At 65.1% G+C, this 19,443-nt stretch carries 19 protein-coding genes and 1 pseudogene; 5 read left to right on the top strand and 15 right to left on the bottom strand.

Annotation, left to right across the window (positions count from 1 at the left end; translation table 11 throughout):
• Positions 1-179: 179 nt before the first annotated feature.
• The 6 genes from EXE63_RS13080 to EXE63_RS13100 all read right to left on the bottom strand — a co-directional run bounded on the left by EXE63_RS13080 (position 180) and on the right by EXE63_RS13100 (position 4,848).
• Positions 180-1,118 (bottom strand): M56 family metallopeptidase, encoded by a 939-nt coding sequence (locus EXE63_RS13080; RefSeq protein WP_062657499.1) that lies wholly within the window; start codon positions 1,116-1,118, stop codon positions 180-182.
• Positions 1,115-1,504 (bottom strand): BlaI/MecI/CopY family transcriptional regulator, encoded by a 390-nt coding sequence (locus tag EXE63_RS13085; protein WP_062657498.1) that lies wholly within the window; start codon positions 1,502-1,504, stop codon positions 1,115-1,117. The genes EXE63_RS13080 and EXE63_RS13085 overlap by 4 nt, the downstream gene beginning before the upstream one ends.
• A gap of 404 nt (positions 1,505-1,908) precedes the next feature.
• Positions 1,909-2,067 (bottom strand): hypothetical protein, encoded by a 159-nt coding sequence (locus EXE63_RS32920; protein WP_234811961.1) that lies wholly within the window; start codon positions 2,065-2,067, stop codon positions 1,909-1,911.
• Between the two features lie 4 nt (positions 2,068-2,071).
• Positions 2,072-2,197 (bottom strand): M48 family metalloprotease, encoded by a 126-nt coding sequence (locus EXE63_RS32925; protein ID WP_308205527.1) that lies wholly within the window; start codon positions 2,195-2,197, stop codon positions 2,072-2,074.
• A gap of 904 nt (positions 2,198-3,101) precedes the next feature.
• A complete protein-coding gene (locus EXE63_RS13095) occupies positions 3,102-4,619 on the bottom strand; it encodes a multicopper oxidase family protein (RefSeq protein ID WP_062657495.1) in 1,518 nt (505 codons plus the stop codon).
• On the bottom strand, positions 4,612-4,848 hold the full coding sequence (locus EXE63_RS13100) for a hypothetical protein (protein WP_062657494.1): 237 nt from the start codon (positions 4,846-4,848) through the stop codon (positions 4,612-4,614). Before EXE63_RS13100 ends, EXE63_RS13095 begins: the two co-directional genes overlap by 8 nt.
• Positions 4,849-4,949: 101 nt before the next feature.
• Here EXE63_RS13100 and EXE63_RS13105 point away from each other — a divergent pair, with 101 nt between their 5' ends.
• Both EXE63_RS13105 and EXE63_RS13110 read left to right on the top strand, forming a co-directional pair.
• Positions 4,950-5,705 carry a response regulator gene (locus tag EXE63_RS13105; RefSeq protein WP_062657518.1) on the top strand — a complete coding sequence of 252 codons (756 nt, stop codon included), beginning with the start codon at positions 4,950-4,952 and terminating at the stop codon, positions 5,703-5,705.
• Complete coding sequence (locus EXE63_RS13110) at positions 5,702-6,841, top strand: sensor histidine kinase (RefSeq protein ID WP_062657493.1); 1,140 nt, start codon at positions 5,702-5,704, stop codon at positions 6,839-6,841. The genes EXE63_RS13105 and EXE63_RS13110 overlap by 4 nt, the downstream gene beginning before the upstream one ends.
• Positions 6,842-6,897: 56 nt before the next feature.
• On the opposite strand, the gene EXE63_RS13115 is transcribed toward EXE63_RS13110, so the two are convergent.
• Both EXE63_RS13115 and ripC read right to left on the bottom strand, forming a co-directional pair.
• Positions 6,898-7,554 (bottom strand): DUF305 domain-containing protein, encoded by a 657-nt coding sequence (locus EXE63_RS13115; protein ID WP_062657492.1) that lies wholly within the window; start codon positions 7,552-7,554, stop codon positions 6,898-6,900.
• Between the two features lie 182 nt (positions 7,555-7,736).
• A complete protein-coding gene (ripC, locus tag EXE63_RS13120; protein WP_084395225.1) occupies positions 7,737-8,822 on the bottom strand; it encodes a peptidoglycan hydrolase RipC in 1,086 nt (361 codons plus the stop codon).
• Between the two features lie 240 nt (positions 8,823-9,062).
• On the opposite strand from ripC, the gene EXE63_RS13125 reads away from it, so the two are divergent.
• Positions 9,063-10,301 carry a L,D-transpeptidase gene (locus EXE63_RS13125; protein ID WP_062657490.1) on the top strand — a complete coding sequence of 413 codons (1,239 nt, stop codon included), beginning with the start codon at positions 9,063-9,065 and terminating at the stop codon, positions 10,299-10,301.
• A gap of 388 nt (positions 10,302-10,689) precedes the next feature.
• Here EXE63_RS13125 and EXE63_RS13130 read toward each other — a convergent pair whose 3' ends face one another.
• Positions 10,690-10,893, bottom strand: coding sequence for a hypothetical protein (locus EXE63_RS13130; RefSeq protein WP_062657489.1), 204 nt, complete (start codon positions 10,891-10,893; stop codon positions 10,690-10,692).
• 180 nt (positions 10,894-11,073) lie between these two features.
• Between EXE63_RS13130 and EXE63_RS13135 the strand changes: the two genes are divergently transcribed.
• Positions 11,074-11,916: a F510_1955 family glycosylhydrolase gene (locus EXE63_RS13135; protein WP_168142294.1), complete on the top strand. Its 843-nt coding sequence runs from the start codon at positions 11,074-11,076 to the stop codon at positions 11,914-11,916.
• Between the two features lie 244 nt (positions 11,917-12,160).
• Here EXE63_RS13135 and EXE63_RS13140 read toward each other — a convergent pair whose 3' ends face one another.
• Both EXE63_RS13140 and EXE63_RS33465 read right to left on the bottom strand, forming a co-directional pair.
• On the bottom strand, positions 12,161-12,907 hold the full coding sequence (locus tag EXE63_RS13140; protein WP_210000492.1) for an alpha/beta hydrolase: 747 nt from the start codon (positions 12,905-12,907) through the stop codon (positions 12,161-12,163).
• A 65-nt stretch (positions 12,908-12,972) separates the two neighbouring features.
• The gene (locus EXE63_RS33465) at positions 12,973-13,686 is read right to left on the bottom strand and encodes a DUF2218 domain-containing protein (protein WP_084395222.1); all 714 of its coding nucleotides are present in this window, start codon (positions 13,684-13,686) and stop codon (positions 12,973-12,975) included.
• Positions 13,687-13,787: 101 nt separating this feature from the next.
• Between EXE63_RS33465 and EXE63_RS13150 the strand changes: the two genes are divergently transcribed.
• Entirely contained in the window at positions 13,788-14,369 is a 582-nt protein-coding gene (locus EXE63_RS13150) for a TetR/AcrR family transcriptional regulator (RefSeq protein WP_062657485.1), read from the top strand.
• Between the two features lie 365 nt (positions 14,370-14,734).
• Here the strand turns inward: EXE63_RS13150 and EXE63_RS13155 are convergent.
• The 4 genes and pseudogenes from EXE63_RS13155 to lpqS form a co-directional block, all read right to left on the bottom strand.
• Positions 14,735-16,082: pseudogene (locus EXE63_RS13155) on the bottom strand (hypothetical protein).
• Positions 16,083-16,180: 98 nt separating this feature from the next.
• Positions 16,181-17,440 carry an MFS transporter gene (locus EXE63_RS13160; protein ID WP_062657484.1) on the bottom strand — a complete coding sequence of 420 codons (1,260 nt, stop codon included), beginning with the start codon at positions 17,438-17,440 and terminating at the stop codon, positions 16,181-16,183.
• Positions 17,440-18,552, bottom strand: coding sequence for a PLP-dependent cysteine synthase family protein (locus EXE63_RS13165; RefSeq protein WP_062657483.1), 1,113 nt, complete (start codon positions 18,550-18,552; stop codon positions 17,440-17,442). The genes EXE63_RS13160 and EXE63_RS13165 overlap by 1 nt, the downstream gene beginning before the upstream one ends.
• 107 nt (positions 18,553-18,659) lie before the next feature.
• Complete coding sequence (lpqS, locus tag EXE63_RS13170; RefSeq protein WP_234904476.1) at positions 18,660-19,091, bottom strand: putative copper homeostasis (lipo)protein LpqS; 432 nt, start codon at positions 19,089-19,091, stop codon at positions 18,660-18,662.
• Positions 19,092-19,443: the final 352 nt, after the last annotated feature.

The raw sequence follows: 19,443 nt of genomic DNA on the forward strand, positions 1-19,443 counted from the left end.
GTGTGATCGCCCCGTCGGAGGTTCATCCGCCCGAACGCCCCGGCCGCCCCTCGCCGCCACCTCCTCGACACCGCGTGACCCAACCCGGCGTCCGTCTGACTCCGACACGTCGGGCGAGCCAAACGGCCCGGTGAGCTTGCGTCACAACGGTCTCGGCGTCGCCGACCACCTCGGTTTCATCAGGTGCAGACCAGCACGCCGGAGGCGGCCATTGACAGTGCGGCCAAGGGTGCCAGGGCGATGAGACCCGCGATGCCGGCCAGCATGGCGTCGAGACGCCGCACGCCGTCGGCGGGCGGCGACGTCAAGCGCTCCGCGCGACTGACCACGGCGACATCGGCGGCACCTAGCGCCGTCGCGGGTGCCGCTCCGGCCAGTGTGAGCAGCCCGTCCAGCACGGCGTGGCGTCCGTGCCGTTTCGCTGCGGCGTCATCGGCGCACATCTCCAACAGCCTCGTCACCTCGAGCGCGCCGTCGCGCATCAGTGCCAGCCGGGGCAGCACCGACGCGATCGCGCGCACCAGGATGGTCACCTCCAAGTGGTGTCCGCGTACGTGCGCCCACTCGTGGGCGAGCACCGCACTCATCTCGCGCTCGTCGAGGGCGGAAACCGCGGCGCTGGTGACCACGATCGTCGACGGCTTGCCGGCCACGCAGTAGGCGGCGCGCACCTCGGCGTCGACGACGAAGGTGTTCTGTTCCAGGATCGGTCGGCCTACCAGGCGGATGCCGTGAGCGTGGCCGTGAGCCTGCCTCCGTAGTCGGCTCGCGGTGCGCATCAGCTGCGCTGTGATGAACACGACGGCGACGATAATGGCTCCGGCACTCAGCAGAAGGACCCAGCGTGGTGCATCGCCCGACCGGCCCGCCAGGACCCGGCACAGCATCTCGATGCACGAGTCGATGAACGAGTGTCGCCGGCTCCAGTGCGCGACCTCGTCGATCACGATCAGAACCGCCGAGATCAGCCACGTCGCCAGCACACTGAGCATGGCGGTGAGCCATGCCGCGGCCCCCAGACGGGGCGCGCGTCCCGCCCGCGTCAGTGCGCGCAGCGCGGGCGGGCCCACGAGCAGTACCGCTGCGCTGTAGAGCAGAAGGCAGGCTGCCAGGCTCACTGGCGCTTGGCTTTGGTAGAGCGTCTCGACAACCGGCGCAGGGCCGATCGCAACCCTTCGGATTCCTCGGGCCCGATCTGTTCAATGAAGTGGTTGAGCACCAGTTCAGAACGGCCGCCGCCGTCGAGTGCTTCGCGCATCAATCGGGCGGTGTGCTCCTCGCGGGTCATCACTGCCCAGTAGCGGTAGGCGCGGCCGTCGCGCTCGCGGTCCAGCCAGCCCTTGGTGTGCAGGTTGTCCATCGTCGACATCACCGTGGTGTAGGCGATGTGCCGCTGTTCGGCCATCTCTTCGAAGATCTCGCGCACCGTGACGGTGTAGGGATCGTGATCCCACACCCGATCTATCACCGCGGCTTCCAGCTCGCCGAACCCTCGAACTCTCACCGCGCACCTCCACCGTCGTTGCCGGGCAGCCTACCTCGTCGTCGCGACCGCGACAGGTGGTGACGCGCGGCGATGAGCGCGCGTCACCGTCAGCGGCGCGCCTCGGCACCTCATCAGTACGCAGGTAAACCGTCGATCACCGTAGTAGCTCCGGCAGTGCGGTGGCGACCGGGACCGCCCTTTCAGCCCGACACGCGACGCCGGCCAAGGTCGCGGCCCCGGACTTCCGTCGAGCAGCACCTGTTTTGGTCCGGTGCCATTCATCGGAACCCCCAATGCCGCAATGGGTCCTGCGGCGCACACGGCTGATGGGGACTCACGGCGTGCGGTGCGTCGCACACGCGGCTGCCGACGCAATCTTCAGTGTTCCGGTTCTGCTCGCGGCGCAACGGGTGCCGCGATGATCACCGCACGGTGCACAACGCCAGCGCGGTGGTCAGAACTGCCACGACGATCACCGCCGTCACCGCCAGTAGCGCCGCGGTGCCCCCGGCGGCCGAGGCGGCGCATCCTCGGGCGCGCGGCGAACGCTGGCCGGACAGGCGCGCTAGCCTCAGTTGCACGCAGTCACCGGCGATGCCCAGCGGCGACAGCATGTGCCATCGTGATCAGCAGATGGTGGCGCCGTTGCAGGTGGGCTCGTTCGTGGGCCACTACCGCGCGCACCGCGGTGTCGTCGAGGCACTCGAGCACACCCGGTGCTCAAGACCACCAGTGGCGGGTCACCGGCGAGGCTGTAGGCGTGTTGCTCGGAGTTGGGCAGCCACAGCACGCCGTCGGCGCGCGGAGCACTGCCGTGCAGCATCCACGCCAGTTCGGCGTGCAGGGCGTGCAGTCGCCGGCGGTGCCGGCCCGCGATGGCGAGAAGCCATCCGCCGCGCGCCGCGGCGAACGCGATGAGTCCACCACTGATCACCCCGACAGCTGTGTCTATCTCTCAGTTGAGCCAGTCCCGGCAGCGCGATGGCGAACAGCGTGAGGCACACCGACACCGCCCACGCCAGCAGCAGCATGCCCGCGTCGGCGCCACGGCGGGTCAACCAGCGCAGCGCTGGCGGCCATGCCGCCGCCATCAGCACGCCCACGACCGACCACCACATGAGGCCGGTCATTGGGTGGCCCGCCGTTCCTTCAGCCCTCGACGATTCAACGTGCGGGACTCCGCGTCGGTGGCCGCACGCGCGAACTGCAGCAGAGCAGCCTCCGGATCGTCACTGTCGGCCAGCAGGTCTCGCAGCGCGTCGACGCCCGCGTGCCGCCGGCCGCAGCGGTTCCGACACCGATAGGTTCGATCATCGAATTGTCTGCTGAGCCAGCCTTCCTGTGCAGGTTGCCCTTCACCGTCATGACGGCAATTGCCGCAACCGCGCCGTCGGCACGACGCAGCCCGGGCAGCGCACGAGACACGCCCTGAGCACGCCCTCAAAGACGCCGATGATCACCAACGCAGCGGTCAAGACCAGCTCCCCGATCCTGCGGCGATGCGACGACATCCGACCCCTCGCTCTCGACGTGGTGTCCGCAAGGACGCGGACCCACTGTCTATCCACTAAAAACATCAATACTCGGCGCGTCGAAGACGGCTGTGCACCGCTGTTCAGCCGGTGTAGTCGAGCCGGGTCATCATCCCGGCGTCCTGGTGATAGGTGTTGTGGCAGTGCAGCATCCACTGACCGGGGTTGTCGGCAACAAACGCCACCCGAAGCCGCTGGGCGGGGAGCACGATCGCGGTGTCTTTGCGTGCGCCGGGCCTCCCGTCGGCGGTGAGAACCTCGAAGGTGTGACCGTGCAAGTGCATGGGATGCCACATCGTCGACGTGTTGTTAAACGTCATCTCGACGCGCTGCCCTGAGCGCACCTGCAACGGAGCGGTCCGGGAGAACGGCAGCCCGTTGATCGTCCACTCGTAGGGCGACATTGAACCGGCCAGGTCGACGGGTAGTCGCACGTCGGCGGCCGCGGGGACCAGCGCCGCGGCGGTGGTGGCGGTGAAGTCGCCGACCGTGGCGACACGACCTTTCAATTCTGGCGGCTGCAAATCTGCCGGCGGCGGGTCGCCTGCGCCGGTGACGAGCAGGGCGCGCGCCATGGCGTTCTTGCCCTCGGCGAGGGCGACCAGGGCGAACGCCCCGTCCCCGGCGGTGAGCCGCACGTCGTAACGCTCCCCCATCCCGATCAGCACTGCATCGACATCAGTGGGCTCCACGGGGAACCCGTCGGTGTGGGTCACGGTCAACTGATGCCCTGCAACGGCGACCCGGAACGCCGTGTCGGATGCCGCGTTGATGATCCGGATCCTGACCCGCTGTCCCGGTTTCGCCCGAAACACGCTGGGAGCATCGACGACTCGGCCGTTGACGAGATAGTACGGATAGGACACGTCACCGGAGTCACCGCCGAGAAGCGCACTCTTGGACGTCCCGCCGACACCCTCGACGGTGCCCGTTTCCATGTCCGGCATGTCATTGGACCCCGACATGTCGTGGCCCGGCGACATTGCTGTGCGCAACCCGTCGAAGATCTGCGCGGGACTGGATCCGACGCCATCGGTCCAGTCGTCGAGCATCACGATCCACTCGGCGTCGTAATCTCCCGGATCCCTCGGATCGTCGACGATGACGGGGAAGTACAGTCCGGTGTCGGCGTCCAGTCCGGTGTGTGGATGCGCCCAGTACGTGCCCGGATGTGGCACCGAAAAGCGGTAGGTGAAGTCGGTGCCGGCGGCGATGTCCGGCGTCGCCGGGGCAGCGCCGTCCATGTCGTTGCGCATCGCAATGCCGTGCCAGTGCACCGACGTAGTGCGCGGCAGCCGATTGCGCACCGTGACCGCGACCTCGTCGCCCACTGAAGCCCGCAGCAGGGGTCCCGGCGCCGTTCCGTTGTAGGCCAGCGATCGGGCGACACGGCCTCCGAGGTCCACACGGGTCGACTCGGCAGTCAGCGTCGCCGAGACTGTCCGGCCGCTGTGCGGACGGCGCGCCTCGGCCGCGGCGATCGCGTTGTCGGGCCCCACCGAGCTACCCTTTGTGCTGCATGACGCAAGCGCGGCACCGCCGGCCGCGGTCGCTGCGGCAGCGAGAAACGACCGTCGGGTAAACCGATAAGTGTCAGACATGACGTCGGCCGTGCACCACGTGCATGCTCGCCACATCCTCCACGCCGTGGTCGGTTCCACCCCGCGTGTGCGGCCGACGGGCGTGGGTGGGGCCGGCGAACAACGCCGTCGTCGCCAGGAGTGCCACCGTCCAGCAGGCCACGAGTACGCCGAGCATCACCAGCCAGCTGTGCCAGTCACCACCGGACACCCCGTGCGCCACATGGCCGGCCATCGTCAGCGTGCTCATGTGACGACGGTGCGTGACGTAATCGGCGAAACCGGTATTGGTCGTGTGAAGGTTCGTTGAAGATCGCGCCGCACGACACGAACGCGGTCGCAACCGGCACCATGAACGGCATGAAAGATACCTCAGCGCGCAGCGACGACCGCTCGCCGGGATTTCGGGCGTTGGTTGTCGACGACGAAGCCGCCCTGGCCGAGATCGTGGCCAGTTACCTCGTCCGGGAGCAGTTCGACACGCGCGTGGCTTACGACGGTGCCACCGCGGTAATCCTGGCGCGTGAGCACGACCCCGATGTCGTGATCCTCGATTTGGGCCTGCCCGGCATGGACGGACTGGAGGTGTGCCGTCAGCTCCGCACGTTCTCCGACGCCTACGTCGTGATGCTCACCGCACGCGACAGCGAACTGGACACAATTATCGGACTCAGCGTGGGCGCTGACGACTACATCACCAAACCGTTCAGCTCCGGCGAACTGGTCGCCCGGATCCGGGCAATGCTGCGCCGACCACGCTCGGCTCCCGCCGCCGCCACCGCAGTGGCCTCCGACATCCCGGCGCCGCTGACTTTTGGCCCGCTGCGCATCGACCTGGCCGCGCGCGAGGTGTACCTCGAAGACGAGCCGATCCCCCTGACCCGCACCGAATTCGATTTGCTGGCCGCCCTGTCGGCGCGGCCCGGCACAGTGATGAACCGCCGCCAACTGCTCGAAATCGTGCGCGACGGCCCCTGGGTGGGCAACGACCACCTCGTCGATGTCCACGTCGGACACGTACGCCGCAAACTCGGCGACGACCCCGCCGCACCGCGCTTCATCATTACCGTGCGCGGTGTCGGATATCGGATGGGCAGCCTTCGATGATCGCCACTGCACTTCGCCGGCGACCGAGCATCGGTATGCGGTTGCTCATCGCCCAGACGGCGGTCCTACTAGCGGGAGCGGTCACCACCTGGGTGGTCGCCGCCGTCGTCGGACCACCTCTGTTCCGCGAACACCTACATCAGGCCGGCGTGTCGGCGGGCTCGGCTGAGCAGCTGCACGCCGAAGAGGCCTACCTGTACGCGACGGTATTCTCCGTCGGTGGCGCCGTAGCGGTCTCGGCAATCACCGCGTTCGCAGTGACGCTCTACGTCAGCCGTCGGCTGCAGCGGTCGGTAACCGCGGTCGCGGCCGCTGCCAGCGCCGTCTCGGAGGGAAGATACGACGTCCGGGTGGCCCCGCAGAATCTCGGCGAGGACTTCGACGCGCTGTCGGAAGCTTTCAACCGGATGGCCGCCCAGCTTGAGTCCATCGACACCACGCGTCGTCAACTCTTCGGTGACCTGGCCCACGAAATCCGCACTCCGGTGGCCGTTCTCGAAGCCTGTCTGGAAGCCGTCGAGGACGGCCTGCGATCGCTGACTCCCGACACCATCGCGATGTTGCGTGACCAGTCACGCCGCCTGGTGCGCTTCGCCGGCGATCTGGGCGCGCTGGCTCAGGCCGAGGAGAGTGCGGCCACGATGTCCTTTACCGAACTTGATGTCGCCGACGTGGTCACTCGGACCGTCGCCGCTGTCACCGACCGCTACCATGCCAAGGCCGTGTCACTATCGACACATCTGTCGGCGTCTGAACATAGTGTGTGGGGGGACCCGCAGCGTCTCACACAGGTGCTGGTCAACATCTTGGACAACGCGTTGCGGCACACCCCCAAAGGGGGCCACGTGAACATACGCACCGACACCGTGGGCACCCACCTCGTCATCCGCGTAACCGACGACGGTGAGGGCATCGCCGACGCGCACCTGCCGCACGTCTTCGAACGCCTTTACCGCGCCGACGCCGCCCGCGATCGTAACCACGGGGGTTCAGGTCTGGGACTGGCCATCGCCAAGGCGCTCGTCGAAGCGCACGGCGGTCACATCGGCGCCGCCAGCAAAGGTACCGGGACGGGCACGACCGTCACCGTCGGTTTGCCGCTCCTGCTGGCGCCGCCGCGGCCCCCACCCCGCTAAACCGCGACTCATCCAGAAACGACCCCCTCAACGCTCCCCTCAGCGCCACCGTGGTCTCACTTCGCGGCCAATATGGTGTCCATGGTGTCGATCTCCTGCTGCTGGGAGCTCATGATGGAACGCGCCATCTCGGTAGCCGCCGGAAACTGGCCACGGTCCACCTCGGTCTTAGCCATGGCGATGGCTCCCTTGTGGTGCTCGATCATCTGAGTCAAGAACAGCCTGCTCGCCTCGGCGCCCTGGGCATCCTGCAGTGCTGCCATGTCCTGTTCGGACATCATGCCACCGCCCATACTGCCCATGTCGTGCCCGGGCATGTCGGACATTTCCGGCATCGCGGACGTGGTCGTCGATACGCCCCAGTCGGCCAGCCAACCCTGCATCTTCTGGATCTCGGGCCCCTGGGCCTCCTTGATCTGGTTGGCCAGCCTCACCACCTCAGGATCGATGCCCTGCTTGCCCAGCAGCAGGTCGCTCATCTCGACCGCCTGTTGATGGTGCGGAATCATCCCCTGCGTGAAAGCCACGTCGGCGTCATTGTGCGTCTGCCCCGTCTGGCCGCCCGACGGGGAGGAGGCCGCCGCAGCCGAGGTCTGCGAACCGCTCATCGACGACATGTCGTGATTCGTTGAAGTGTTGCTACACGCGCTTACCGTCAACATGCCCGCCACAGCAGCGGCGGCCAACAATCCGGTCTTCTTGACGTTGTTCATTCGAGTCCTCCGTAATCCGTTTCTCGACATCGCATTTCGACGTCGAGGAGCTGATCTCGCTTCGCGTGATCGGCACTCGTACGACACACCAGCTTGACCGCACCGTCTAAGAGTCGCCGCGGCGTTCGGTGAAGAAACGGTAAAGACGGACCGCCGCGGTTCTGCAACGCCGGGGGCCTCGACTAGTAGCGGCGGGCGTTGTGAAACGGGGATGACGAGATCGGCGCCACCTTCACCGGAGTTCCGAAGGTCGACGCGTGCACCATCATGCCCTCGCCGATATAGATGCCCGCGTGGGAGACATCAGAGTAGAACGTCACGATGTCACCGGGGCGCAGGTCGGTCTGCGTGATCGGCGTACCGCCGTCGGCCAACGCTTGACTGGAGCGTGGCAACTTGCGACCGGTCTGCAGGAACGCCCACTGGATCAGCCCCGAGCAGTCAAAGGCATCCGGGCCCGTCGCGCCCCAGGAGTACGGCTTACCCAACTGAGTAAGGGCGGCCTGAACGACGACTTCGTTCTGCCCTCCCGGTACATCGGCGGGTGCAGGCGCGGCGATGACAGCCGGATCCGAGGGCCGCTCGGGATCGGGCGCCGGTGGCGGCGGGCCGGGATCGGCCAGCACAGCGCGCTGCTCCGGCGTCAATACCGAGTACTGCGCCTTGACCGCCTCGACCTGCAGCATCAAGTCGCTCTGCCTGGCTTGGAGCCGGGCGCGCACCACGGCGGCTTGTTTGGCGGCACTGCGCGCTGCCGCCGCCGAATCCGTGGAGGCGCGCGCCGCCGCGTCCGCCCGTGTGCGCGCCTGCCGGAATCCCTGCATGCGGATGGCCATCTCCTCCGCGATGACCCGCTGGACGGACAGCTCATCGATCACCTGCTGGGGGGAGTCCGCGGCCACCACCGCCGAAAGGCCATCGGAGCGTCCGCCCACGTACATCGCGGCGGCTACCCCGTCGATCGCACTCTGGTAGCGGTCCAGTTCTCCCCTGGCCTCGTCTAGTGCCCCCTGGTCGGCAGACTGTCGCAGGTCGGCTGCGCGTTGGTCAGCGAGCTTCGCCTCGAGGTCCAACTGCGCGGAGTTCATCGCCTCGGTGGTCTGCTCTGCCGCCCGGGACAGCTCGTTGAGTCGTGCCAACGCGTCCGCGGCGGGGTCGGCGTTCCCAGCGCTCGACGCCCATGCGAGCAGCAGGATCACCGATACCGCGGTGCGTAGCCCTTTACCAGCGCACGCACGTGCCGCCTTGGCAACGCGTTCGACAGTCAAACAGATGATCCTTCGCGTCGCGATTGAAGTCTGTAACTACTACGTAGGTCGCGACTAGGTTACGAAATGGCAACGGTGTTGTCTACGGGAAGCGGATGGAGCATTGGCCGCCTTTACCGAATCTTCACCAAAGGACCAACCCAGCCATATTCGGAGCCGTGACACTGAGAGGTGAAGCAGTGACGCCGCGCAGTGCTATCCCGAGAATTCGAAGGAGGGTGTCTCGTGCCAACCGACCACATGTCACGGACCTTGCGTTCAAGTCGCGAATTCACTGCACCTGGGCGCCGGCGTCTCGCTGCAGCGATCGCAGTGCTTGTGGCCTCAACCCTCGCCGCGGCGGCGTGCGCGAATCCGGCGACCATCACGACAGCAGAGGCACCGGCGTCGATCACCGCGAAAGGCGAGCCCTACGCCGATCTGCTCGAGCCGTGGCTGCAGTCGTCAGTAACAGACGGCGCAGTCGGCGTGCCCGTCGATGCACCGGTGACGGTAACCGCCGGCGACGGCGTGCTCGGCGCGGTGGAGTTGGTCAATGCGCAAGGCAAGACCGTGGCCGGACAGGTCGGTACGGATGGTGTTACGTGGTCCAGCGCCGAACCCTTAGGTTACAACAAGCGATACACGTTGACCGCCGAGGCACTCGGGATTGCCGGCGCGCTCACTCGGCGGATGACTTTCCAGACCCAGTCGCCGACGAATCTCACGATGCCCTACGTGATGCCCAACGACGGTGACGTTGTGGGTGTGGGCCAGCCGATAGCGATCCGCTTCGACGAAGACATCACCGACCGCGCGGCCGCACAACAGGCTATCGCCGTTACCACCACCCCCCGCGTCGAGGGAGCGTTCTACTGGCTCAGCGCACGCGAAGTCCGTTGGCGCCCAGCAGAATATTGGGCATCCGGCACGAGTGTCGAAGTGGCTGTGAACACCTACGGTGTCGACCTCGGCGCGGGATTGTTCGGACAGGACAACATCACCACCCGGTTCAGCATCGGTGATCAGGTCATCGCCACCGCCGACGACGCCACCAAGACATTGACCGTGCGACGTAACGGCGAGGTGGTCAAGACCATGCCGATGTCGATGGGCAAGAACAGCACCCCCACCGACAACGGCGCTTACATCATCGGCGACCGATACGCCAACCTTGTGATGGACTCGTCGACTTACGGCGTCCCGGTCAACTCTCCCAACGGTTACCGTCTCGACGTCGACTGGGCTACCCAGATGTCCTACAGCGGCATCTACGTCCACTCAGCCCCCTGGTCGGTGAGCAGCCAAGGTAAGACCAACGTCAGCCATGGCTGCCTGAACGTCAGTCCTGATAATGCAAAGTGGTTCTACGACAACACCAAACGCGGTGACATCGTCGAAGTAGTCAATACGGTTGGGTCGACGCTCTCCGGGGTGGATGGCCTTGGCGATTGGAACGTCCCCTGGGAACAATGGCGAACCGGAAACACCACTGTGTAGCGGCGGAATCAACGGCGAGGGGCGCCAATCACTGACTGGCTACTTACAATCTACGTATCTACTGCGTAGACTTTTGCAAGGAACGTGCACGGGAACCGCGGCACGCCTAATAGGTTTCGATGATCTGACCTCAGGAGGAGTGATGACCCTGCGAGCCACCGTATGGGCTGCGCTCGGCGCAGTCGGCAGGACTGGCAGATCTAAGCCAACGCCGTCAACTCTGCAGAGTAATGAGCGCCGCAACCGACCCGTGCATACGAGCAGCCGCTGCGTGGGTGTCGACATACACGCGTAGATAGCACCGAAGTCTGATCTGGAGACAGATCACTCATGAAGGGATAATCATGACAGAACTCGCCCCCTCCACCTCGGGTCGGCCTCCACGGCTCTACCAAGCCTTGGCGATCACAGGAATCGCGGTCGGATTCTTTGTCATCGCCGTTGCCCTGTATTTCTTGATTGCGCGTCCCAGTTGCTGTGCCTCCATGAACATGGGCAACAACAGAATGATGGAACAACCCATGGACATGCCCTCGATGTCGCCAATGCCAGGCATGTCCTCGATGCCGGGGGCGCCCCTTCCTGCCCCCACGCCCTGAAATCCTGGGTGATATCAACCTTCACACAAAAGTGTGTCGCTGGCGGCGGTATACAACACCCGTGCGACATCGACGACGGCTGACGCTCCCGCGATAGAGGCGGACCACAGGCCCGCGTTGCCAGCTCGCTACCATCGCAGCACGTAGATTAGTCGTGACCAGAAGGTGTCGATGTGCAGCTACGTAAATTCATTGCCGTAATTGTGACCGGAGTCCTGGCCGCGGCGTGTTCGTCGAACGCCCCCGACGACGCGCCCGCGATTGTGCCGGGCATGGTGCATATCCACGGCCTCGGTCTCAATCCGCCCGACGAAGCTCTCTATGTGGCAACTCATTACGGGCTCTATACCGTCGATGACGGTCAGGCGCCACAGCGAGTCAGCGATCTGGCGCAGGACTTCATGGGCTTCACTGTCACCGGGACCGACGAATTTTTGGCCAGCGGCCACCCGGATCCGGCCGATCGTCAACAGCCGCCACATCTGGGCCTGATCAAAAGCAGCGACGCCGGCCAGTCCTGGGAATCGGTGTCGTTGCACGGAAGCGCCGATTTCCACGCGCTCGAGTACCGGCACGGACGGGTCTATGGTCACGACAGCCAGTCCGGGACTGTAATGGTCAGCCTCGACGAGCAGTCCTGGCAGCGGCGAGCAGAAATCGCCGCCTTCGACCTTGCAGTATCACCCGAGGATGCCGACGAGATTTTGGCGACAACCCAATACGGGCTGCTCCGAAGCACGGACGGAGCGACGACGTTTGGTGCAATTAGCGGTGCACCGCCCTTGGTGTTCGTCAGCTGGCCCGAACGCGGTCCTCTGCTCGGAGCCGACCTTGAAGGAAGGCTCTACACCAGCACTGACAACGGACAGATTTGGCGGCCACAACACGCCCTGAACTCCGAACCTCAAGCCCTTCTCGCCGCCGGCGACGGCCGAGTCTACATCGCGACAGACACCGCTATCTACAGCTCCACCGACGACGGTGCCACGGTGAGCGTCCTCACCGTTGTCGAGTAGAGACACGACTGTCCCGATGAACCGTCGATGCTCGACCGACTGCGGTCGCCGGCCGCGGCGGCTACTGTGTTGGCGCTGGAAGACGCTGCTGGGTCACCGGCAGCGCCGAGAATGGGACCGAATCCTGGCACAGATTGAATGAACTCGGGCCGGATGAGGGCCGCCCCTGCAGGATGAGTGGTCCAATTCCCTGGCGCGAGTGGCGGTCTCGGTCTATAGCAACCTACGGTGGGGCGCACGGGTGTTAGGCCGGTCGGTGGCGGTTGGTTGAACCTGGGTTGAGAGCAGTGGTGAGTTCCTGTGCGAATTCGGCCGGGTGGGACACGGCCCCGACGTGACCGCCCGGCAGTTCGACGGTGTTGCGGCCAAATTTCCGCGCCAGCACCACGTTTACGTCGTGAGCGGGATAGCCACGGGCTTCTCGTCCGACGGCCAGCAGGATTCGTTCCGCATGGAGGCTAAGCGAATTTAGGTCGAGTTGCACTGCAGGGTATTGGCGGAGTTCGTGTTCGAACCAGTAGATGGAGTTGGCCTCGTTGCGAGGAACCGCATTCATGACCTGCTGATCGCTGTGTGGGAAGGTCTGTGCGCGGAACCTCTGCATGGCCGGCCCGGTGCCGGCGTGCTTGTAGAGGTCATAGACCTGGTGGAAGAACTTCACCCAGCTGTCCCCGTCGGGCAGCTGTAGCACGGCTGGCGGTTCGAACGGTACGAGTGCGTGCACGACCTCGGGGTGACGGGTCTGCAGTTCGAGGGCGACGATCGCTCCTGAGCTGGCGCCGAATACCGTCGCCGGTCCACCGCCGACATGCTCGATCAACCTCCGCACGTCATCAGCGTCGGTGTTCAGGCGGTGTGAATAGTCCTGCGGCCCGTCGAGTCGGCTACGAGAGAATCCACGCCGGTCGTAGAGGACGATGGTGTAGTCGGCCGCAAGATGTTCGGCGACCATGCGGAAGCTGTCGGCCGCGCCGCCGGCCCCGGGAATCATGACCATCAGCGGACCTTGGCCGTGGACCTCGAAATACAGCTGGGCACCAGGCGCGTCCAGGACAGTCATGGACGCCGCTGTACCGCGGAGGGTGGTGGCGCTTCGCCCGGGTCGGTCGCGGATGTGGCACCCGGGCGCTGGTGCCGTTTCCTCCGGCCGGCGTGCATGGCTACGCCCCCAAGGCCTCGATAGCGCCGCATCCCCAGGTGCGCGACTAGGACCACCATCGTGGCCAGGATGATGAGCATCACGGTGTTGCCCACCCAACCCGTCCATGTCACGGCGGCTATAGCGGTTCCACCCAGCCCTAAATGCGCGGCGACGCCGACGGCAGCCAACCCGCTCCATCCCAGTCGCGAGCGCCACCACGGCCTCCTCACGACAAGCCCACGCGACAGCGCCACACGGTCTGCCTCGCCATCAGTCACAATCGGTAAAACTCCCAGCCCCTGCCAGTCCACAGTCACACAGTCGGGTCGACCTATCGTCTGCAGTCGGGCGGCAACGGTGTCCTCAAGTTGGCGCAAGCGCTCGTGGTCTGCGGCTTCCAGCCGCAGAACAAGCACGTCCGCACCTGCCCGCAAGGTCAACGTCCCTTCGGCGAAATAGACCGACCCCATGGTGTCGGTGTAGTCGACACGCTCGATCCTCGGGGGCATTGGGCCGCCGCGGTCGCTGGGATGGACTGACATCACCCGCATCTGGTTGGCATGTCGGCATAGTTGGGTCAGGTAGCGGCTGGCCCGGTCTGTCACAACCCGAGCTTCAACGGTTGGCATATAGGCCCCTCCTGAGACGTCCACCGGACACTTTTACGATACAACGTGTCGCACTACCGTCATAATGTATTGCAGCGGGCGGATTGTCTACACTGCGGTCTGTGCCCAAGTTGTGGAACGACACCATCACCTCTCACCGGCACGCCGTGCGGGAAGCGGCGATCGATGCCACTGCAGACCTGATTGCCCAGCACGGACTGCTTTCGGTGACGATGTCGCAAATCGCCGCGAAGGCTGGCGTGGGGCGGGCCACGCTCTACAAGTACTTCCCCGACGTCGAAGCCGCGCTTCAGGCGTGGCACGAACGCCAGATCGCGAATCATCTCGAACAACTCGCCTACGCCCGCGACCAGGCCGGCCTTCCGGCCGAGCGTCTCGAAGCCGTGCTGCGGGCCTTCGCGCTCATCACCCGCGAGTCCCACGAGCACCGGGACAACAGCGCTGTTGCAGCCCTATTGCATCGGGGCCATCATGTCTCGGAAGCTCACCGGCGTCTCCACACGATGATCAGCGACCTGCTGGCCGAAGCGGCCGCCGACGGCGAGGTGCGCGGCGATGCCTCCTCTGACGAGCTCGCCAGCTACTGTCTGCACGCCCTGGCCGCTGCCAACGACCTTGCCTCTCCCGCCGCGGTCGATCGCCTGGTCGACATCACCCTCGCTGGGCTGAGGAACTCTCGCTAATCGCCGTTACGCCAGCGCCTCTGGACGTCAACGTGCGCTATCAACTGTGCGAGTTGTTCTTTCATCGATCTCTACAGCAGCACGGTCCCCGGCGGCCAGACCCACGGGCGGCGACATCAGTCGCGCGCAGGTGACGAGTCAACATGCGGCTACGAACCGCAGCACATGCGTGGGACACGACTGTGACCTGCGCGAACAGCGGGTCTTCCATGTCCACTGATCTGTCGTTCTGATGAGAGGCCGCGTCAGCGTTCTCAGCGACCAAAACGTATGCAACCGCGCCTGTCTCAGGTTCCGGTCTCCGGTCACTTCGCGTTGGGTCGGGCAGTGACCGAGGCGAACTTGACAGCGGCTGCGACCGGGAGTTAAGCCCCGAACAGAAGGAACAAGCCTGCGAAGGTGTATCCGACCATGGTGAGCATCATGGCGAGCTGGCCGGTCAGTTGATGACCGACTGGTATGACGCGTAAAGCCTTGTCATGTGCGGCGATCACCGCGAGCATGTGTCCGATCACCACGCAGGCGACCTTGATGGTCCACAGCAGGGTCGGATTCATCGAGAGAACATACTGGACGTCTCCCGGGTCTAGCCCGAGGAGCTGCCAACCATGGCCGAAGGGGTCCGCCAGGCGCACGATCGTTTCCTGGCCGCGCTCGATGAGGTAGGACAGGTAGTGGGCGAAGATGTAGCCCACGACGATGGGAATTAGGCTATGCGCGAGCAGCCCCGGCAGCTCGCGCCGTTGTTCACGCCCCACCCCGCCCGTCGCGCGCGCCGCAGCCGAAAACGTCACGCCGACAACGAGTATGAACAGGAGCAGGCCGAGGGTCCTCAGCGTCGTAGCGCCTGCTTCTGGGCCGAGGAATGGAACGGCGCTGTCGGCATAGCGATCGAGGAAAACGTTGAAGGCCGCGGATTGCCCGAAGCTGTCGAATGCGGTCGATCCGAGCAGCACTGCCCATCACCGCAACGGTGCCCGGACGTACCGGCATCGTGGGCAGATGGTCCAGCGGGTTCCCGACGACAATGCGTCCGGTGGCCCGGTTGCGCCGAAACGGGGCGAGCCGCGACACTGTCACGCTGTAGACCTCGAACGGGTCGGCGCGAGCGAACCATGTCGATCCGAATAGCGCCGCACCGACGATCATCGCGACGGCGTACAGCAACAACCAGATTTTGATGGCGGTGAGCGAGCCCGGGTCTGCACTTGCCAACTCCAACCATACGAACGCAAACAGTCCGACCACTGCAGGCCAGTATCCCCAGCTCGGCCGATGCTGCACCGGCCCTTGCGCAACGGCCTTATCAGTCCGCCCGATATGCCAGAGCCGCCACAATGTGCGCGCCGGTGAGATGACCCTCCAGAAGGGTCCGAGCACCACCGATACCGCAACCAACCCGACCCACAGCAGGACATAGAACACGCCTGGCAAAGCGTTATCGCTGTCCTGTGGTCCCCAGATCGCAGCGACAACCATCCAGACTGTGAAACGGAAGGCAGCCGTGGCGGCTGCCCATCGGGTAACCGGGGAGTCCACTGCCGCAGTCGCCCAAGCCGGTAGCTCGCGACCCGGCTTACCCGCGTCGAATCGCGGGGTCCGCCAGGCAACGGCCACCACCGCGAATGTCGCAGCTATCGCCCATGCCGCCCCAATCAGCGCGTACGGCAAGGGCACCGGGAGATCGGTGGACCCACCTACCCCGTGAGCCAGCAACGTCTCAGCAGTCTTCGAGCATCAAGGACGAACTTCGATGGTGACGACGGTGACATGTGCATCGTGCAATCGCGACGCGACCGGAACTCGTGAGGTCAGGTTGTTGAACTCGGCGCGACCATATGCGGCGGTGCAAGACGACCAGTGCGGTCCAGGTGGTACAGCGCAGCCGCTGACACCAGTCCGACCACCGCCAACGCCACCCAGATCAGCTCCTCGGTTCCGGCATCGCGCGCGACTTGCATCAACGTTCCGGTAGCTAGGTTTCCCGCAAGGATACCGACGCCCACGATGGTGTTGTAAAAGCCATAGTGAGTGCCGACCAGGCGGTTACCCGACAACGAGACGACCGTATCCATCTCGAACGGGAACACCGCCGCGGAACCGACGGCCAGCACCGCCGCGGCAACCAGGAGCGCGCCCCCGGCGGCGACCACACCGAAACGCTGTGTGTCCGGTATGACGATCAGCGGCACAAACGCGGCCGCAAGGACAACTAACCCCACCGACAGGGAGCGCCCCGGCGCCCACCGGGCGGCGAACCACCGGGTGATACGCAGCTGCCCAAGGACCGCCACCAACCCCGACACAACGAACACCGCTGCCACGACCGTCGACTGTTGCTGCGGAGCAATGAGTCCCGCGTGCAGCGGCAGCGCCAGGTACACCTGAAACGACAGTACGTAGGAGCCGGTCATCGCCAAGGCGAACAACAGAAATGAGCGGTTGGCGATCACCGTGCGCCAGTCGGCAAGCACCGAGGTCTTTTCAGTCGGCGCGTCCCCGCTGTGCTGAGGTAGCGCGAAGAGTTGCGCGACGGTGAGCACGGCGAAGACGACGGCTGCAGCCGCTGCGGTGACACGGAAGTCCAGCATCATCAATGCCAGCCCGACCAAGGGGCCTGCGAGGATGCCAGCTTGGTAGAAGACATTGAACAGCGCGAACGCCTCGACCCGTCGCGCACCTGAGTCCGCCGCGAGGTAGGCCCGCACAGCCGGATTGAACAGTGCACCCGCGAATCCTGTAGCGGCCGAAGCGATCAGCACTGCGGGCAGAGAATCAGCGACGACCAGCAGTCCGAATCCCGCAGTACGCAGCACACATCCCGCGACGATGAGCGGCTTGTAGCCAAGCCGATCGGCCAATGTGCCGCCCACGATGAACATCCCCTGCTGGGAGAAGTTGCGCACGCCCAGAACCAGGCCCACCGCCCACGCTGCCAGCCCCAGAGGACCCGCCAGATACGTGGCCAGATACGGCATCAGCATGTAAAAACCCAGATTGATCCCGAACTGATTGACCATGAGCAGCCGACTCGGCCAACCAAAACTACGGAATTGCGAGACCAGACCCATCAGCGGCCCGCCTTCGTGGGATCCACGACGTGCGCGCACCGGGTCCAGGACGTGACCGCTTGCGACATCGGGTCATCGATGGTGGCCGGCTCTGATGCCGGCGTGACATCGAGCAGCCCGTGTGTCCGGCAGTAATCATCGTTGTACACGGTGTCGAAATATCGCTGGGGACCGTCGGGGAAGACCGCGGCGATCGTCTGGCCGGCCGCTGCGGTGCGCGCGGCCCAGCCCGCGACCAGCGCGACCGCTCCGACACTCCATCCGCCACTGGCATAGTAGGTGGAGGCCAACGTGCGGCATGCCCAGACGGCTTCCTGCGGAGCCACCCAGTGCACTTCATCGAAGGCGCGGTAATCGACGTTTCCGGGATAGATGCTCGAACCCAGTCCGCGCATCAGCCGGGTGCTGGCCGTTTGACCAAAAATGGTGGAGCCCACGGTATCGACGCCGATCAGTTTCATCCCTGGATTGAACTCCCGCAAGACGCGTGCGACGCCTGCCGAATGACCTCCGGTCCCCACCGAGCACACCAGTACGTCTACCGGCCCCAATTGCTGGTGCAGCTCGAGGGCCAATCCGCGGTAGGCCTCGACGTTGTGCGGATTGTTGTACTGATCTGGATGCCAGGCGTGTGGATCGGATTGCACGATCTCGGCCACGCGATCCTTACGGGCTTGCTGCCAGCCGCCGTGCGGATGGGGTTCGGTGACGAGCTCGACTTGTGCGCCGAACGCGGCAAGCATGTTCTGAATGATCGGTTCCAAGCCAGGGTCGGTGACAAGGGTCACCGGGTGACCATAGACCGTGCCGGCCAGAGCCAGTCCCAGACCCAGGGTGCCGCTGGTTGATTCGACGATGCGGGCACCTGGGACGAGGGCGCCGCAAGCGCGAGCGCGGGCCACCATGTGCAGCGCTGGACGGTCCTTCATCCCCCCGGGGTTGAATCCTTCGAGCTTCGCCCAAAAGCCCTGGCCGGCATTGCTGAACGGCTCAGTGATTCGCAGGACCGGCGTTTGACCCACCATGGTGGCCGGTCGTTCGTATCGGCCGAGGTGGGGCAGCTCGGGCAAGTGGGCATTAGGGGCAGCGTGAATGGACAGGACATGATTCATCGTGTGATGTCGCTTCTGTGACGCCGCGACGGGGCGCGGCAACTGATGACGGGCAGCGGTCACCGACTGCGCCCCGAAAGGAGGGGACGCAGCCTGGCGCTGGCCGATCAGCGTCGCGCGATGCAGAGCCGGGCAAGTACTTCGCGCCCGGACAGTGTGTGCGGTCGAATCCGGGGCGGGCCGCGCGGGGCCGCCACAACTCGGTTCCGCCACAACAGCGGAACACCCCCGAGGAACGCCAGAATGGCGACGATCAGCAGCGAAACTGTCCCGCGGGGAAGGACCGCCTCGGCAAAGGTGTCCGGCGAGAGCGGGGTCTCGCCACGAGAAACATGAGGGTGCTCGATCGCCACGAGCACTGAGGCATCGGCAGCATGGGCAATCAGTGCGTGGGGGCTGTGGGCCTGCGGCGCTGACTGTCTGCTCACTAGCGCCGACTCCGCGCCGACTATCACAACCCAGAACGCGATCATGGCGACCGCGAATGCCCGTCGTCGCCGCACCGAAGTCGTATCGAGGTTGCTCACAATGTTGCCCACTGTAGCAGCGCATCCGCTGGAGCCAGCGTGGCTCTACAGTCGACATCGGGTTGTGACCTGCCCGCGACATCGACTCGAGCCAGCGGGAACGCCATAGATCACACTGATCCTGTTCCTCGAAACCACTGCCGGTCAGTGCCTTTCATCGAAATCGCAGCGCGTCACACACGCTACGCCACACTGAGACACCCAGGTCACCTACGGTTCCGCTCCGGAGATGCGCCGTTGAGACTCGTGCAGCCTGCGCAGAAGTAGAGTTTGCTGAGACTGATGATTGGTGCGACGAAGCCCGGCCGTCGGCCCCGCTTCCGCCATATATTCAGGCTCTCGAAGCCACACTCAGGATTCGGTA

Source organism: Mycolicibacterium frederiksbergense, from assembly GCF_012223425.1.
GTDB classification, from domain to species: domain Bacteria; phylum Actinomycetota; class Actinomycetes; order Mycobacteriales; family Mycobacteriaceae; genus Mycobacterium; species Mycobacterium frederiksbergense.